The 17,052-nt window shown below is 36.2% G+C and carries 14 protein-coding genes; 1 reads left to right on the plus strand and 13 read right to left on the minus strand.

The genetic code is table 11. The features are described from left to right. The first annotated feature begins 6 nt into the window (after window positions 1-6). Window positions 7-654 (plus strand): PAQR family membrane homeostasis protein TrhA, encoded by a 648-nt coding sequence (gene trhA / locus AC4PGZ_RS05540; RefSeq protein ID WP_492160060.1) that lies wholly within the window; start codon window positions 7-9, stop codon window positions 652-654. Window positions 655-695: 41 nt separating this feature from the next. Here trhA and AC4PGZ_RS05545 read toward each other — a convergent pair whose 3' ends face one another. From AC4PGZ_RS05545 to AC4PGZ_RS05605, 13 genes are all read right to left on the minus strand, one after another. Further along, window positions 696-2,228 (minus strand): cobyric acid synthase, encoded by a 1,533-nt coding sequence (locus AC4PGZ_RS05545; protein WP_492160061.1) that lies wholly within the window; start codon window positions 2,226-2,228, stop codon window positions 696-698. A gap of 12 nt (window positions 2,229-2,240) precedes the next feature. After that, entirely contained in the window at window positions 2,241-3,299 is a 1,059-nt protein-coding gene (locus tag AC4PGZ_RS05550; RefSeq protein ID WP_492160062.1) for a pyridoxal phosphate-dependent aminotransferase, read from the minus strand. 76 nt (window positions 3,300-3,375) lie between these two features. Further along, window positions 3,376-4,419: an ABC transporter substrate-binding protein gene (locus AC4PGZ_RS05555; RefSeq protein ID WP_492160063.1), complete on the minus strand. Its 1,044-nt coding sequence runs from the start codon at window positions 4,417-4,419 to the stop codon at window positions 3,376-3,378. A 21-nt stretch (window positions 4,420-4,440) separates the two neighbouring features. Continuing rightward, entirely contained in the window at window positions 4,441-5,256 is an 816-nt protein-coding gene (locus tag AC4PGZ_RS05560; protein WP_492160064.1) for an ABC transporter permease, read from the minus strand. Continuing rightward, entirely contained in the window at window positions 5,250-6,092 is an 843-nt protein-coding gene (locus AC4PGZ_RS05565; protein WP_492160065.1) for an ABC transporter permease, read from the minus strand. The genes AC4PGZ_RS05560 and AC4PGZ_RS05565 overlap by 7 nt, the downstream gene beginning before the upstream one ends. Next, the gene (gene potA, locus AC4PGZ_RS05570) at window positions 6,093-7,148 is read right to left on the minus strand and encodes a spermidine/putrescine ABC transporter ATP-binding protein (protein ID WP_492160066.1); all 1,056 of its coding nucleotides are present in this window, start codon (window positions 7,146-7,148) and stop codon (window positions 6,093-6,095) included. 110 nt (window positions 7,149-7,258) lie between these two features. Further along, window positions 7,259-7,573, minus strand: coding sequence for a DUF1294 domain-containing protein (locus AC4PGZ_RS05575; protein ID WP_492160067.1), 315 nt, complete (start codon window positions 7,571-7,573; stop codon window positions 7,259-7,261). 3 nt (window positions 7,574-7,576) lie between these two features. Then, the gene (locus tag AC4PGZ_RS05580) at window positions 7,577-8,887 is read right to left on the minus strand and encodes a BaiN/RdsA family NAD(P)/FAD-dependent oxidoreductase (RefSeq protein ID WP_492160068.1); all 1,311 of its coding nucleotides are present in this window, start codon (window positions 8,885-8,887) and stop codon (window positions 7,577-7,579) included. Window positions 8,888-8,895: 8 nt separating this feature from the next. Next, the gene (locus AC4PGZ_RS05585) at window positions 8,896-9,813 is read right to left on the minus strand and encodes a Ppx/GppA phosphatase family protein (RefSeq protein ID WP_492160069.1); all 918 of its coding nucleotides are present in this window, start codon (window positions 9,811-9,813) and stop codon (window positions 8,896-8,898) included. Window positions 9,814-9,830: 17 nt separating this feature from the next. Beyond that, window positions 9,831-10,109, minus strand: a complete 279-nt coding sequence (locus tag AC4PGZ_RS05590; RefSeq protein ID WP_492160070.1) for an FtsB family cell division protein — start codon at window positions 10,107-10,109, stop codon at window positions 9,831-9,833. A 16-nt stretch (window positions 10,110-10,125) separates the two neighbouring features. Beyond that, a complete protein-coding gene (locus tag AC4PGZ_RS05595; RefSeq protein WP_492160071.1) occupies window positions 10,126-10,368 on the minus strand; it encodes an RNA-binding S4 domain-containing protein in 243 nt (80 codons plus the stop codon). A gap of 146 nt (window positions 10,369-10,514) precedes the next feature. Continuing rightward, window positions 10,515-11,951 (minus strand): adenylosuccinate lyase, encoded by a 1,437-nt coding sequence (gene purB / locus AC4PGZ_RS05600; protein ID WP_492160072.1) that lies wholly within the window; start codon window positions 11,949-11,951, stop codon window positions 10,515-10,517. A 91-nt stretch (window positions 11,952-12,042) separates the two neighbouring features. Then, the gene (locus AC4PGZ_RS05605) at window positions 12,043-17,046 is read right to left on the minus strand and encodes a phosphoribosylformylglycinamidine synthase (protein ID WP_492160073.1); all 5,004 of its coding nucleotides are present in this window, start codon (window positions 17,044-17,046) and stop codon (window positions 12,043-12,045) included. Window positions 17,047-17,052: the final 6 nt, after the last annotated feature.

Raw genomic sequence — 17,052 nt, forward strand, 5'->3', positions numbered from 1 at the left:
GTTGTCATGACGAATATCAGATTCAGAGATCCTGTGAGCGCAATCAGCCACTATGCTGGTGCACTTCTTTCAATTGTGGCTATGTCCATGGTGATTTACAGCCAGAGAAACGACATAAGCTTATATAATATCAGTCTTATGTCATCGCTTGTATTTACTGCTTCTATGTTCATGCTTTATCTTGCCAGCGGAATTTATCATACCCTGCTTCTGCCAAAGGAGAAGCTTGTTTTCTTCAGAAAGCTGGATCATTCGATGATATATGTGCTCATTGCTGGTTCTTATACCCCTTTTTGCCTGGCTATAAATAACATTGATTATGGCTACAGGATACTAATTCTTATATGGTCTCTTGCAGTTGCAGGAATTATATTAAAGCTATGCTTTTTTAATGCTCCAAGAGCTATAGGGACGGCTTTTTATATTATACTGGGATGGATGATTGTTTTTTTTGCGAAAGATGTCATTGAGGTGCTTAATCCGGGAGGAATGTTTTTACTTGCGCTCGGTGGGATAAGCTATACGCTTGGAGGAGTAATTTATATAATAAAGAAGCCTAATTTAAAGTATATGAATTTTCATGATCTTTTCCATTTTTTTGTGCTTATAGGTACGGCGCTTCAGTTTTTTGCTGTATATTTATATGTATTATAAAATAATCTCCTGCTCTTGTAATTTGAGCAGGAGATTTGACTTTAAAGCTGGATTATCTCATATATTCTATTTAAGTTTAAATATTTTCTGAAATGTTCTTCAAGCTTATCGTATTCATTTTTCTTAAATTCCTGTAAATCAAAATTTGATGATGAAGGTTCAGGTATTCCTTTTTTATTTCTTAAATTATTAAGAATCGTCTCCGTAAATTTTGTATTATCGAATATTCCATGAAGGTATGAACCCATTACATTGTTTTCGCTGTTTATTATACCGTCTATCTGCACATGTTTTTTACCAAGTTTTTCAAATGTCTCAGAGAATACGATATCCTTTTGATGGTCGATATTTGTTTTTCCGCAGTGGAGTTCATATCCGCATATTTCCATGTCTTCTAGTCCATAAAAAATGCTGTCTTCACTAAATACAGATTTTATAATAGCCTTTGACTGCACAGTCTCTTTTTCCGATTCAAATATAGTATCGTGAGCTAATAAACCAAGTCCTGAAATTTCTTTTATATCCGATTCCACCCCCAGTGGATCAGATATATTTAAACCAAGCATCTGGAATCCACCACATATTCCAATTATAGGGATTCCTTTTTTTCTATTAAGCTCATAGAGCTGATTATAAAGCTTGCTTTTTTTAAAAGAGACAAGGTCTTCTACTGTATTTTTAGTTCCAGGTATTATAATGAGATCAGGATTTGTAAACTCAGAATCAAGATCTGTGTATCTTACTGTTACATCATCATATCTTCTGAATATATCAAAGTCGGTTGCATTCGATATATGGTTGAGCCGAACAATTTCGATATGGATGCTGCTTTTATCAGATTTCATTTTATGCTGTTTTTCTGTTATTGAGTCCTCATCTTCGAGTTCTATGTTAATATAAGGGATTATCCCAAGAACCGGTTTTCCGGTCAGCTGTTCAATTTTGAGGATGCCATCTTCAAGCAGTTCTGCTCTTCCCCTGAACTTATTAATTATGATTCCTTTTATCCGTTCCCTGTGCTCTTCTTTAAGGAGCATTATTGTACCATATATTGATGCAAATACTCCTCCTCTGTCGATATCAGCTACAAGTATGACCGGCGAATCTGCCAGGTCGGCCATTCCCATATTTGCTATATCATTCTCGTTCATGTTTATTTCTGCCGGACTTCCTGCTCCCTCTATAATAATGATGTCATTTTCGGAGGCAAGAGTATCATAGGCATCTTTTATGCCAGGGATAAGATCCGGTTTGATTTTCTTGAACTCAGAGCTTTCAAGGTTGTCATATATCCTGCCCATATAGATTATCTGAGAAATATTATTACCAGCCGGTTTCAGTAACAGTGGATTCATTTCAACCCGAGGAATCTTATTGCATGCTTCTGCCTGAACTACCTGAGCTCTTCCCATTTCAAGTCCTTTGTCTGTAACAAATGAGTTCAGAGCCATGTTCTGTGATTTAAAGGGAGCTACGCTGTATCCGTCCTGAGTCAATATCCGGCAAAGAGCTGTAGCGACTATGCTCTTGCCTGCTCCAGAGGATGTTCCCTGTACCATTAGATTTTTTGCCATATTTTTCTCCATCTACTGTATTATTTTCTTGAAACATTCAAAAAAGAAATCATTCTTTTCTTTCTCTTTAACATTTATTCTTATATACCTGTCATCAAGACCTTTAAAATTTGAGCAGTCTCTTATAAGTATCCCATATTTCTTTATCATTTCATCTTTAATCTCACAAGCTTTTTTACCGTTATCTATTCTTAAAAGTATGAAATTTGAATTTGAAGGGAATGCTTTAACCTTATCCAACTGAGAGAGCTTTTGAACAAACCTTGATGTTTCAATGCTGTAAAAACTTTTACTTTTTGCATAGAATTGCGTATCATCTATTACATCGATAAGTTTCTGTGCAAAAAAATTCACTGACCATGGTTCTTTATACTTCCATAATTCATCTATAAGTTCATGAGATCCAGCTGCATAACCAAGCCTGACATTTGTCAGAGCGTGGAATTTAGTTAGCGCTCTAATGATTATTAGATTATCATAATATCTTATTTTACTTATGAGGCTATAATCTTCAGATTCAGATACAAAATCCATGAAAGTTTCATCAATCATAAGGATTATATTGTTATCCCGGCAAAAATCAAGAATGTGACTGATATGATTTACATTTCCAGATGGGTTATTGGGGTTGCATATTATAAGAAGATCAATTTTCCTTATTTTTTCCGAGATAGAATCGATATCGATATTGAAATTTTCATCATAATAGAAGTCAGTTATTTCTTTTTCTTCAATAAGAGCTGCTCTTTCGTATTCACCAAATGTCGGCTGGAGTATTCCGACTTTTTTTATCCTCTTCATCCTCATGATAAGAAACATGATTTCGGTAGAACCGTTTCCTGTTATTATATTTTCTTTATTCAGTGAGTGGTGATTTGCAATTTTTTCACGAAGGCTTATGTAATTCGGATCAAGATAATAATTGAGGTCTTTGGAGCTGACAGTACCAAGGATATCGTCGATACAACCTGGAGAGAATATGTTTACATTTGAGCTGTAGTCAAGTACTTCGTTTATTCCGTATGCCCGTTTTACTTTTTCTACATCTGCGCCGTGATCTACTTGTTTCATTTTTTTCCTTTCTTTTCTTCAAAAAAGATGATTGCAATCAATCATCTTTTTTGAAATTTAATATATTAATCTGATTTTATGAAGATTTTATTTCTGTCCATACCTTATCGTATTCCGTAGTAAATTCACCTAAATCCAGAAATACTTCTCCGAGCTGCGTAATGTCACCTTCAGGATATAGATATGGATTAGTTGCATCTTCTTCAGGAAGCAGGCTTAGCGCCTCTTTGTTAGGAGATGCATATTTTATATAATCACTGTTCTTTGCTGCAATCTCAGGTCTCATCATGAAATTTATGAATTTCTCAGCCAGCTCTTTGTTTTGTGATGTTTTAGGAATAGCCATGGTGTCAAACCAGAGGTTTGTACCCTCCTGAGGGATTGCGTAAGCCAGATTCTCATTCTCTTCAATAAGAAGCATGGCATCACCAGACCAGCAGAGCGCCATCGCGGCTTCTTCGGCAATCATCTGATCTTTATATGTGTCAACTTCATAAGCTCTTACCAGAGGCTTCTGCGCTATGAGAGCTTCTTTTGCCTCATTAAGCTCATCCATGTTTTTTGTGTTGAGCGAATATCCAAGCATTTTAAGAGTAACACCTATTGTATCTCTTGATGAATCTAGCATGAGTATTTTGCCGGCATATTTTTCATCCCAGAGTATCTTCCACGAATCAACCGGTTCGGTAACCATATTTTTGTTGTACACTATTCCCATCGTTCCCCATAGATAAGGAACTGAATGTTTACTGTTTGCATCATATGCAAGATTAGTGAAACGCTCATCAAGATTTTTGAAATTATCAAGGTTTGCATAATCAAGCTCATTTAGCAAATCTTTTGATATCATATATTCTATCATATATTCTGATGGAAAAATAACATCATATGCGGTACCGCCTGCCTCAATTTTCGCAAGCATCTCCTCATTTGTAGCATATTCTTCATAGTTTACTTTTACGCCGAATTCGTCTTCAAATTCTCTTATTACTGATTTGTCGATATAGTCGCCCCAGTTGTATACATTCAGTGTTTCTTTGCTTTCTGAGCCACCACCACAAGCTGTGAGCGAGAGTATCATAGTCAGGATAAGCGTAACGCTTATAAGAATCTTTTTCAATTTTTTTCCTCCTTTAATATATTAATTTTGTGAATTGGAAACATCGGTTATATGATTTTTCTTGGGTTCGTTGTACTGTCTTATCTGAACAATGAACATTATAGTCAGAAGAACCACAAACATTATACTTGAAAGTGCATTTATAGTCGGGCTAACTCCTCTTTTTGTCATAGAGTATATCTTTATGGATAAGGTTGCCACACCGGAACCAGTTGTAAAGAAGCTCACTATGAAATCATCAAGCGAGAGTGTAAAAGCCATAAGTGCCCCAGTAAATATACCCGGAGTTATTTCAGGAAGTATAACCTTGAAAAACGCCTGAAGCGGAGTAGCGCCAAGATCCAATGCAGCTTCTTCAAGGTGTGGATCCAGCTGCTGCAACTTTGGAAGTACTGCAAAAATAACATAAGGTATGTTAAAAGTAATATGTGCGAGTATCAATGTGAAATATCCAAGTTTTAGCTTTAGAATAACAAATAATGTCAAAAGTGAAATTCCAATAACTATGTCCGGGCTTATCATTGGGATATAGCTCAAGTTGATAAACATATTTTTATATCTTGGTTTAAGACTGTGTATTCCAATCGAAGTTACAGTACCAATTATTGTTGCTACAATAGAAGATATGAGAGCAACAATGAAGGTAGTGTATAGGGCCCTCATTATATCCGGATCCATAAACAGTTCTCTATACCAATTAAGTGTAAATCCTGACCAGTTACCTCTGTACTTTGAGTCATTGAAGGAGAAAACGATCAGTACAATTATTGGAATATAGAGAAACGCATAGATAAGGAAACTATACATAATGGAAAGTATATTTCTAAACTTTACCATATCTTGCCACCTCCATCCTTGGAGCTGTGTTTTGCAAAATAACCCATTGAGATAATAAGGAAAATCATCATTATAACTGAAACCGATGATCCAAACTGCCAGTTTCGTGCAGCCATGAACTGGTTTTGAATAAGGTTTCCTAACAATATAGTCTGCCCGCCTCCAAGAAGATCAGATATTACAAACGTAGAAACAGCAGGCATGAAAACCATTACAATTCCAGTTGCTACCCCTGGAAAACTCAAGGGAAATATTATCTTCATGAATACGTTCATTTCATTAGCCCCTAAATCTCTAGCTGCTTCAATCAGGCTCTTGTCCATCTTGGAAAGAACTGAGAATATAGGAAGAACCATGAATGGAAGAAAGTTGTATACCATTCCAAGCACAACTGCTGAATTTGTATAAAGCATTGTTATCGGTTCGCTTATCAGGCCGAGCTTGATTAATAACTCATTTATTATTCCCTGATCTCTGAGAAGACCCATCCATGCATATGTCCTAAGCAGAAAATTTGTCCATAAAGGAAGTATGAACAGCATTACCATGAGATTCTGCTTAAGTCCTTTTGATCTGCTCATAATGAACGCCATAGGGTAGCCAAGGAACAGACATATTACAGTACTGATCAATGAAAGCTTGAGAGATCTCCAGAATACATTCAAATAAATAGGTTCAAAGAAATCCTTGTAATTACTTAAAGTGAATTTATAAACGACATCGCCAAATGCGTCACGCTGTGCAAACGAATAGAATATAATAATAAGCAGAGGCACAACAGTGAAAATAATAGTCCATATTACATATGGAGATGTCAATAATCGCTTATTGTTCAATTATTCTACTTCCTTTCTCATTATGTGGATGGCCTCGGGATCAAACTTCAATCCTACCTTGCTGTCTACATCTGCATTGTATATGGAATGGATCATCCATTCCTTTCCATCGTAATCATCGACTACAATTATTTCATAATGAACGCCTTTGAATACAACATCTGTTACAAGCCCTTTTATCTGAGATACGGATTCATCTGTGATTATTAGGTCTTCCGGTCTGATTACAATATCGACTTTTTCATTTAAAGCAAATCCTTTGTCAACACATTCATATTCGATATCATTTACACTGCACTTATAATCATTAAGCATAATCCCGTCAAGTATGTTGCTTTCACCTATGAAATCAGCTACAAACTTGTTTACAGGCTCATTGTATATGTCTTCCGGTGTCCCAATCTGCTGTATATATCCGTCTTTCATTACAACTATCCGATCAGACATGGTAAGAGCTTCTTCTTGATCATGAGTTACATATATAAACGTAATTCCGAGTTCCTGCTGCATCGTTTTTAACTCATATTGCATGTCTTTTCTCAATTTCAGATCCAGAGCTCCAAGAGGTTCATCAAGCAGAAGCACCTTTGGCTCGTTAACAAGAGCTCTAGCAATAGCTATTCTTTGCTGCTGTCCGCCTGAAAGCGATTGAACTTCGCGGTTTTCAAAACCTTCAAGGTTTACAAGCTTAAGCATCTTTTTTACTTTTTTATCTATAGTGCTCTCATCAAGCTTTTTGATTCTTAATCCAAATGCAATATTTTCATATATGTTAAGATGAGGAAATAAAGCATATTTTTGAAAAACTGTATTAATTTGTCTTTTATATGGAGGTACATTTGTTATTTCATTTCCGTCAAATAGGACTTTTCCAGATGTATGACTTGTAAAACCTCCTATAATCCTCAAAGTTGTAGTTTTTCCGCACCCAGACGGACCAAGAAAGGTCACGAATTCCTTTTCTTTTATAGAGAGATTTATGCTGCTAAGTACCTGCTTCCCGTCATCTTCAAATATTTTATTGATATCGATAAGCTCGATGATATTTTTTTCCATTTAATACCTCCTTTGATTTTTCCCTGAAAATTAATTTTATGGTTATTTAACAGATTTGTCAATAATCGTTATTTTTATAATTATAGTTTAATTTATATGACTGATAATTATTAAGTGATATAATAATAGACAAGCAAGTTAAGTACCAGGATTACTGGTATTCCATACCTGAATTTTGGTTTTTGTGTTTTATGTCTGTTCATGAACATTGACAGCCAGACTCCAGCTGCTCCGCCTGATATTGCAGCTATAAAAAGCGTTTTTTCACTTATTCTTCGCTTTTTGTGAATAGCGAGTCTTTTGTCGATCAATATAATTGCAAAACCGTATATATTTATAGCTATAATATAAAAAATAAGTGCGTCAAGCAAAAATCCGTTTGCAATTTCATTACTTGCAGTAGCAAAGCTAAGGTTTTGAAGCATTTCTTATATCTCCCTGATAAACAAAGAATCTCTTGCGGATTTCCCCGAAAGACATCCAGTAGAAAAAGCTATCTGTAGGTTATAGCCTCCGGTAAATGCATCAACATCAATCATCTCTCCGGCAACAAAGATCCCTGGATGTTTCTTGAGGTTAAGTGTTCTGGGGTTTATTTCTTTAATATCTATCCCGCCCCTGGTAACAATCGCCTCGTTAAGTCCGCCATATCCAGTTAGCTTCAGTTCAAAGTTCTTAAAGGATTCGGCTATATCATTTATCTGGTTTTTTTTCATATTCATAACCTCATGTTCAGGAAACGAATCATGATTTCTGTACTTTTCAAATGATTTTCTGCTAATGACATCATACATGAGGATATTTTTTACCAGTTCCTTTGGAAGGTATCTGGATATCCTAGTAGTAAGTTTCTGCTTGTCAGGCGATTTGATGATTTCAATAAAATTATCAAAACTAATGGCTGGAAGAAAATCAATTGTCACCTTTATCTCTGAAAGTGGCTTGTCTGTGATAAAGCTGCTTGAATTTATAGCTCCTGGACCGCTGATTCCATTATGAGTAAACACGATGCTGTCACTGAGCTCAGCTATTTTTTTATTTTTCAGATAAATAGAAAACTTCACATCATTAAGCGATATTCCCTGAGACTCAGTAATCGCCGGCTGATTAGATGTCAGTCTGACAAGAGTTGGAATCACAGGAACGATTTTGATTCCCATTCTTTCAACTATAGAGAGCATGGATCCGTCTGATCCAGTTGCCTTGTAGCTCGCACCGCCTGTTGCCAGTATAAGATGTTTTGCTGTAAGTCGGGATTTGGAATTGTCTCTGTCTACAGTCAAAGCATATGTTTCAGAATTGTCTTTTTTCAGAATTTCAATATCGGAAACATATGAATTCAGTATTAGATCGATTTCATTTTTCTTTATTTCTTTTAATAGATATTTCAGCAGTTCTCCCGCATCATCTTTCTCTGGATATATCTTATTACCTTCAGTCTTAAGCACTATATTCCCTTTTTCAAAAAAAAACGTCAAGTCTCTGTTATCGAAAGAAGAGAAAGAAGAATAGAGGAATTTCGGATTTCTAACTATATGCTGGTAAAAGTCCGAAATGTCTTTGTTGCTCGTTATATTACAGCGTCCTCCGCCAGTTATAAGCAGTTTTTTGCCTGCAGAAGCATTTCTTTCTATAAGCGCAATCTTGAGTTTTTTATTGTTTGTCTCTTTTGAAGCTTCAATTGAAGCCATCATTCCGGCAGGTCCGGAACCTATAACAATAATATCGTAATCTGTCATTATTCTCCTTATGTTCTTTTTAATGATAATTTGTAAAATATCAATCCTTCCAGATTATCAAATTCGCTGACTGTAATAGTCGGTATATCCATGCATTTCAGAATGCATAAGAGTATATTGAGCCCTGATACTATAATATCTGCTCTTGATGGCTCCAGTCCAATAACTTTTTTTCTTTCATCAAGAGATATCGAGTTTAGGCTTCGCAGTATATATTCTATGTTTTCTACTCTAAGCAGGCTGTTATGAATTTTATCTGTATCATAAATCTTCATATGCTGATTTATAGAAGATGCGGTTGTTATTGTTCCACCAATTCCTACGACTTTCTTTATATTATATGTCTTAGCAGCTTTTTGAAGATGGTTTATCTTGCTATATATGAAGTTTGTCATTTCTTCCAGATTGGAATTTTTTTCAGACGCATTGAACTGTTCGGTAAGCCTTACCGCTCCTATATCTATGCTTTCTTTATATATTACGCCCTCATTTTTAGATCCAACTACGAACTCTGTTGATCCCCCGCCTATATCGATTATCAAAAGCCTCTCGGTCTCGTCGATCCCAAGTGCTACTCCATAAAATCCGAGTTCAGCTTCAGTATTCCCGTTGATTATTTCAATTTCTATTCCTGTATTTAACTTTGCAAGTTCAATAAATTGTTCTTTATTTTTTGAATCTCTGAGAGCAGATGTTCCAATGGCATATATCTGTTCAGCTTTATCATTTTTTGCTGTATTCACAAAGCTTATGAAAGAGTCCAGGTTTCTTTTGATAGCGTCATTGCTAATGATGCCACTTTCATTTATTCCCTGGCCCATTCTTGTAGTATTTACAATCTTTTTTCTATTTGAAATAGTTTTGTTGTAATCTGCTATGAGAAGTCTCATAGAATTTGTTCCAATATCTATACTTGCAATTTTCATATATTACCTCGCAATAACTAATTCACCATAATATATACTATTTCATCTTTTTTTACCATTTTCAATTTTTCCCTGGCCATCTTCTCTATGAATTCATTGCTTTTTGCTTCATCTATTTCGTTTTTAATATCGCTGTTAACAGATATTATATCATTTAATTCAGATTCAAGTCCGGATATTTCTTCCTTATATTGAGCAAGTGTGATTATCTGATTTCCGATATATGCAAGAGGATACATTAAAAAGATAATGATCAGGAAAATAAAAAAATAATATCTGGGATTATTTTTGAACATTCAAATCTCCTTGATTCTATTCAATAACTTCGTACATTTCTCCAGCATCTTCTTTTTTTGTACTGTCTTTTATATTCAGAACTTTTATCTTAAGTTTTTTTTCTCCAAAAGTTATTTCCAGGATGTCCCCTTCTTTTACATTCGTGGAAGGTTTAGCTTCTTTTCCATTTATAACTACAACGCCTGCGTCTGATGCATCTTTGGCTACAGTTCGTCTTTTTATTATCCTTGAGACTTTTAAAAATTTATCTATCCTCATAAAATGCTCCTTTATTAAAATTTTTTTACGCACAATATAATAATAACATATTGAGATGAGATATTAAAGAATATATAAAAAAAAATAAAAAATACATAAGAGTTGCAAAACAATTATTCTTTGCATTCTCTTATGTATTTTTTTAATTAAACATGAAGTTCAACATCTGATTTGAGATTCTCATATTTTTCAAGTCTTGGATTGACTTCATTTTCTATGAATTCAACCACCTGACTGGCAGATCTGCCAGTATAAAGCATTGGATCCAGGAGTGCATTTATTTCCTGCTGAGAAAGCTTGAATTCTTCGTCCTGTGCAAGAAGCTCAAGAAGATTGTTATCAAGACCATTAACTTTTACATTCTTGCCGGCTTCCATTGAATAAAGCCTTATTTTTTCGTGAAGTTCCTGCCTGTCGCCGCCTTTCTTCACCGCTTCCATAAGTATATTCTCAGTTGCCATGAAAGGAAGTTCTTCATTGACTCTTCGCTTTATTATATTCTCATATACTACCAACCCATTGGTGACGTTTATCGCTATATCGAGTATCGCATCTGCTGCAAGGAATGCCTCTGGAGTTGCCAGTCTTTTGTTGGCTGAATCATCCAGAGTTCTTTCGAGCCACTGAGTTGAATGTACAAATGCAGGATTCTGTGCAAGGTTAATTATATATTTTGCAAGTGAAGATATTCTCTCAGATCTCATTGGATTTCTTTTATAAGCCATGGCAGATGATCCTATCTGTGTTTTTTCAAACGGCTCTTCTATCTCTTTAAGGCTCTGAAGAAGCCTTATGTCGTTTGTCATTTTGTGAAGTGACTGAGCTATCTGAGAAAGTGATGACAATACCTGATAATCCACTTTACGGGTATATGTCTGTCCTGTTACGGCAAAACTCTTTTCAAATCCCATTTTATTACATATGAGATCATCTATCATTTTTACTTTTTCATCATCATTATCAAAAAGTGCCATAAATGAAGCCTGCGTTCCTGTTGTTCCTTTTGCACCTCTCAATCTGAGATTGTCTTTTCTATATATGACATCATCAAGGTCAAGGATTAAGTCCTGAATCCAGAGCGTGGCTCTTTTTCCTACTGTAACCAGCTGTGCCGCCTGAAAATGCGTAAATCCAAGAGCTGGCATGTCTTTATATTCAAGAGCAAACTCTTTGAGATTGTTTATTAGTATTGCGAGCTTTTTTTCAATTATCTCAAGTGCGCTTCTCATGACAATGATGTCTGTATTGTCTCCTACATAGGCACTGGTGGCTCCAAGATGTATTATCCCCTTTGCCTTATCTGCCTGAAGCCCATATGCTTTGACATGTGCCATTACATCATGCCTTGTTTCCTTTTCAATTCTCTTTGCAGCTTCGAAATCAATATCCGATCTGTATTTTTTAAGCTCTTCTATCTGTTCATCAGATATGTCAAGACCAAGCTCCTTTTCAGCCTCAGCAAGAGCTATCCAGAGACTTCTGAATGTCTCAAATTTGTTCTGATCTGAAAAAATATAGCTCATTTCCCTGCTGGCATATCTTTCGTTCAAAGGACTCTGATATTTTGAATAATAGTTTGACATGGTTGTTCTCCTGTTATGGTTATTTGATTCTGGAGCAAATATAAATTTTGCTCCAGATATTACATTTTAACATAAAATCAGACGGTATTCATTATTTTTTAAAATAGTTTACGCCAGATTTTATTATCGGCTGAGGGATCAGGTCTGGCATATTTTTGTAAAGATTGTCTGCAATTCGTTCACTGTGAGCCATTTTCCCAAGTATTCTGCCGCATGGACTCAATATACCCTCAATATTGTATGCAGATCCATTAGGGTTATCTTCATATAAGAACGCAATCTGTCCGTTTGCATTAAGTTCTGCAAAAGATTCCTCACTGCATATAAATCTCCCTTCACCGTGAGAAACAGGTATCTTGTAAATTGCCGAATCTGAAAGCTCTCTTGTCCACGGAGAAGTTGTGTTTACAGCTCTTGTTTGCACTATTCTTGCAATATGTCTTGCATTGTTGTTATATGTCAGAGTAGGACTTGTGGCTTCAATCTGCCTTACTTCACCATAAGGAAGCAGTCCGGTCTTTATAAGTGCCTGGAAGCCGTTGCATATTCCAAGTATTAGTCCGTCATTTTCATTTAACATCTTCTCTATGGCCGATGTTATTTTTGGATTTCTTATGACGTTTGCTATAAATTTTCCTGAACCATCTGGTTCATCTCCCATGCTGAAGCCTCCTGGGAAAACTAGAATCTGCGATTTTTCAATTGAGCTTCTCAATTTTTCTATAGATTTTTCGATATCATCTATGCTTAGGTTGTTGAATACTATTATTTCTGCGTCCGCACCTTCATCTTCAAATGCTTTTGCCGTGTCCCACTCACAATTTGTTCCCGGGAATACAGGAATTACGACTTTAGGTCTCTCCACAGTTTTGATAGATTTAATATTAATCTCGTTCTTAATTTCTGTCGGTGCAGATTTAGACGCGAAATGTGCCGAACTACTTTCTGATTCATATATCTCCCCGGAAAAAACTTTGTCGAGCTGTCCGAGATATGATTTTTTTATTTTTTCAATGTCAAGCTTTATTCCATTTACAGAAGCTTTGGCAGAAACTGCGCACTCTAATGTAAATCCAAGAGGTTTTATAAATTTGCTGTCTTTTTTATATTCGACTATGAAACTTCCGTATTTAGGCTGAAAAAGCTCCGACAGATTTTCAACAGTAATTTCAAATGAAACATCATTTCCAAAAGACATCTCAAGTATCATAGGAAGCATGCCTTTATGATTTACTGCATAACAGGAACATATATTTCCACTTGATATTTCTTTTCTTAAATTGTCCAGATTACTTACGAAATGTTCTGTGTCCAGAGTGTAATCTGAAAGCATCTCTGTTTCAATTAATCCAAGCATCATTCCTCCCTTGAGCTCAGGAGTTATTATACTTTCAACATCATCTGATGCTACTGCGAATGATATTAGAGTAGGCGGAACATTGAGATCTTTGAAGGTTCCAGACATTGAATCTTTGCCTCCTATAGGAGGAATATTGAGCTGACTGGTAATATTGTATGCTCCAAGCAGAGCAGTAAAGGGTTTTGCCCATTTTTCCGGAACATTTCCCAGCTTTTCAAAATATTCCTGGAAAGAAAGCCTGCTGGATAGTGCATTTCCTCCAGCTGCAGCTATTTTTGCAATGGACTCTATTACTGCATAGTATGCGCCAAGATAAGGACTTTCTTCAGAAAGATAAGGATTGAATCCATACGACATTATGCTGGCAGTTTTTGTAGCTCCATTAAGCGAAGGAATAAGAGCTACCATTGATTGAGCTGGAGTTATCTGATTTTTCCCTCCCAGAGGAAGAAGTACGCTCCCTCTTCCTATTGATGAATCAAATCTTTCAATAAGATTTTTTTTGCTGGCTGAGTTAAGGTCAGAAAGCTTCTCTTCAAGTAACTTGTTTAACCCCGATTCATCTTCACATATTACTGCACTGTTAAAAAATTCTATCTTTTTGCAGTTTTCCACTCTGACATCCTGGTTTCTGTCTGCACCAGATGAATTCAGGAAGTCTCTGTCTATGTCTACGATTATTTCATCATTATATTTCATGATTAGTCTCCCTGTATCAGTTACAGTAGCTACATGAGTCATTTCCAGATTTTCGCTGTAGCAAAGCTCTGCGAATTTTTCGAGGTCATCCTTGTCTATCACTACAGCCATTCTTTCCTGTGATTCGGATATCGCAATCTCTCTTGGTGTAAGGCCTTTATATTTAAGTGGAACTCTGGCCAGATATATCTCTAATGAATCTGCTAATTCACCGATGGCTACACTTACTCCCCCTGCACCGAAGTCGTTACATTTTTTTATGAGCTTTGCGGCACCTTCGTTCCTGAATAATCTTTGCAGCTTTCTTTCCATAGGGGCATTTCCCTTTTGAACTTCAGCTGATGAAATTTCAATTGATTTTTCTGTATGTTCTTTTGAGGAACCAGTAGCTCCTCCTACGCCATCTCTTCCTGTTCGTCCGCCTAGAAGTATTATCAAGTCTCCCTCTACAGGAGATTCTCTTTTTACATTTTCAGCAGGTGCTGCACCTATTACCGCTCCAACTTCCATTCTCTTTGCCTTGTAGCCCTCGTGATATATCTCATCGACATGTCCTGTAGCTATTCCTATTTGATTTCCATAAGAGCTGTATCCTCTTGCTGCATCTATGGTTATTTTCCTCTGAGGAAGCTTGCCTTCGATTGTGTCTTCTATCTTCTCTCTTGGATCGGCGCTGCCCGTAACCCTCATAGCCTGGTATACATATGATCTTCCCGAGAGAGGATCTCTTATTGCGCCGCCTATGCATGTTGAGGCTCCACCAAATGGCTCAATCTCTGTAGGATGGTTGTGAGTCTCGTTCTTAAACATCAGGAGATAATCTTCAAGCCTTTCTTCTCTGGTAATCCTGTCTTCTACTCTTACTTTGATTTTCACTGAACATGCATTTATTTCTTCAGATACCTCAAGGTCTTCAAGCATGCCTTTTTTCCGCATCTGTTTTGAAACAACAGTAGCCATGTCCATTAGAGTCAACGGCTTTGATATCCCAAGATCAGACCTGTTCTTAATATATTCATCAAAAGATGCTCTGATAGAAGCATCAAGATCTGATAATGGTTCTGCAAATTCTATATTATTTAAGATCGTGTTGAATGTTGTGTGCCTGCAGTGATCTGACCAGTAGGTGTCAAGGATGGATATTTCCGTAGTGCTCGGATCCCGATTTTCTTTCCTGAAATAATCCTGCACGAACTTTATATCATCTATATTCATCGCCAGGCTTTGATTTTTTATGAATGAGTATAATTCTTCGTTGCTAAGTTCTGTAAATCCGCAATGTATTTCATTTTCATGGCTTACTGCAAATTCATCTTTCAAAGTTGTCGGTATTTCAAAGAGACTTCCTTTTTTCTGATCTACAGGGTTTATCATTATAGATTCGATTTTTTTCATTTTATCGCTTTCCAGCTTGGAATCTGAAACAAAATCATATACTCTGGCACATTTCGCCATAACTTCATTTTTTTCAATTGAAACAGCAATAGTTTCAAGCAATCCCTGCTCTCTCTGATCGAACTGTCCATTATGGTATTGTATTACTAGTGGATTCAGAAGATTCTTCTGAAGATAGAGCGCATCTTCGAACATATAAATATCATCTACTGGTTTTTCACTCAGTATGCTATCCGAGATTTTTATTAGCTCATCATCTGTAAGATTCTCTATGTCATATCTTACAAGACACCTTACTTTGTTAAGCTCAATACCGGCACCATCTTTTAATTCCTGAAGAAGGTGTTTTCCTTCTTCATTGAATTTTTCTTTTTTTTCTACATATATTCTTTTTACCAATGGAGAAATATCCCTTCTATAATACTTGTTTTTAAAATCAACAGCCTTAGCGTCACTGTAAACTAGATTGAATGCTTCTTCAAATGTGTCTTTACATGATGTTAGACTTATTACTCTGCCTCCGCTTGTAACAGGTTTACCATCTTTTATTGCAGTTCCTGCATGAAATACTTTTGAAGACACATTTTCCAGTCCAGTTATTTCACAGCCAGTCTCATATTTTTCAGGATAACCACCTGATGAAATCACAAGCGTTATGACTTTTTTATCATTGAATCTGATATCAATTCCATTTAAGTTGGAATCTGATGTGTGAAGCATTATGTCAAGCAAATCTGTTTCAAGTCTCTGCAATACAGTCTGCGTTTCAGGATCTCCAAATCTTGTGTTGAATTCAAGAACTTTAATTCCCTTTGTACCAATCATGAATCCTATGAATATTATACCCCTGAAATCAAGCGCATCTTTTTTTATGCCATCAAGAAATGGAGTCAGTACGGTTGATTCTATTTCAGAAAGGTATATGTCAGCCTGGCTGTTTGGTGAATAGGTTCCCATTCCGCCTGTATTAAGCCCTCTTTCTCCATCATGTATTTTTTTGTGATCTTTGACGGTCGGAAGTGGCTTTATGGTATTGTTATCTACAAAACACAGTAGTGACATCTCAAATCCGTCAAGATATTCTTCGACAACCATGGAACATTCGCCAAATATTTTTTCTATCAATACCTTTTTGCAGAAGTCTTCAGCATCAATAAGGCTCTCAGCGATAAATACCCCTTTACCCTGGCAAAGTGTATCGGCTTTCAGTACTGCTTTACCAGATTCTTTAATTAGTCTTGACGCATATGACATGCAGTCCTCATAGGTTTCAGACTTGTGATACTCTGCAGTAGGGATGTTATTTTTAACCATGAATTCCTTTGCAAAATGTTTGCTGCCTTCAAGCATTGCAGCCGCCTTAGTTGGTCCGAATATCCTGAGTCCATGGGCTTCAAAAGTATCTACGATTCCAAGGCAAAGAGGGTCTTCAGGCCCTACAACTGTAAAATCAATTGAATTCTTGTATGCGAAATCAAGAAGTGAATCTATATCTTCTGCTTTAATATTTATATTTGTCCCAATTCTGCAAGTACCTGCATTCCCGGGAGCAAAAAAAATCTCACTGACTTTTTTGTTTTTCAATATTGCTTCCCCTATAGCATGTTCCCTGGCTCCACCGCCAACTACAAGTATTTTCATAAACCC

The sequence above is a fragment of the Proteocatella sp. QWL-06 genome (assembly GCF_058684135.1).

What these genes read in the sequence shown, in the direction of transcription:
- AC4PGZ_RS05545 (WP_492160061.1), bottom strand. Translation starts at nt 2,228, where the DNA reads ATGGCAAAAAATCTAATGGTACAGGGAACATCCTCTGGAGCAGGCAAG.
- AC4PGZ_RS05550 (WP_492160062.1), bottom strand. Translation starts at nt 3,299, where the DNA reads ATGAAACAAGTAGATCACGGCGCAGATGTAGAAAAAGTAAAACGGGCA.
- AC4PGZ_RS05590 (WP_492160070.1), bottom strand. Translation starts at nt 10,109, where the DNA reads ATGTTCAAAAATAATCCCAGATATTATTTTTTTATTTTCCTGATCATT.
- AC4PGZ_RS05585 (WP_492160069.1), bottom strand. Translation starts at nt 9,813, where the DNA reads ATGAAAATTGCAAGTATAGATATTGGAACAAATTCTATGAGACTTCTC.
- AC4PGZ_RS05575 (WP_492160067.1), bottom strand. Translation starts at nt 7,573, where the DNA reads ATGCTTCAAAACCTTAGCTTTGCTACTGCAAGTAATGAAATTGCAAAC.
- trhA (WP_492160060.1), top strand. Translation starts at nt 7, where the DNA reads ATGACGAATATCAGATTCAGAGATCCTGTGAGCGCAATCAGCCACTAT.
- AC4PGZ_RS05595 (WP_492160071.1), bottom strand. Translation starts at nt 10,368, where the DNA reads ATGAGGATAGATAAATTTTTAAAAGTCTCAAGGATAATAAAAAGACGA.
- purB (WP_492160072.1), bottom strand. Translation starts at nt 11,951, where the DNA reads ATGTCAAACTATTATTCAAAATATCAGAGTCCTTTGAACGAAAGATAT.
- AC4PGZ_RS05580 (WP_492160068.1), bottom strand. Translation starts at nt 8,887, where the DNA reads ATGACAGATTACGATATTATTGTTATAGGTTCCGGACCTGCCGGAATG.
- AC4PGZ_RS05605 (WP_492160073.1), bottom strand. Translation starts at nt 17,046, where the DNA reads ATGAAAATACTTGTAGTTGGCGGTGGAGCCAGGGAACATGCTATAGGG.
- AC4PGZ_RS05560 (WP_492160064.1), bottom strand. Translation starts at nt 5,256, where the DNA reads ATGGTAAAGTTTAGAAATATACTTTCCATTATGTATAGTTTCCTTATC.
- potA (WP_492160066.1), bottom strand. Translation starts at nt 7,148, where the DNA reads ATGGAAAAAAATATCATCGAGCTTATCGATATCAATAAAATATTTGAA.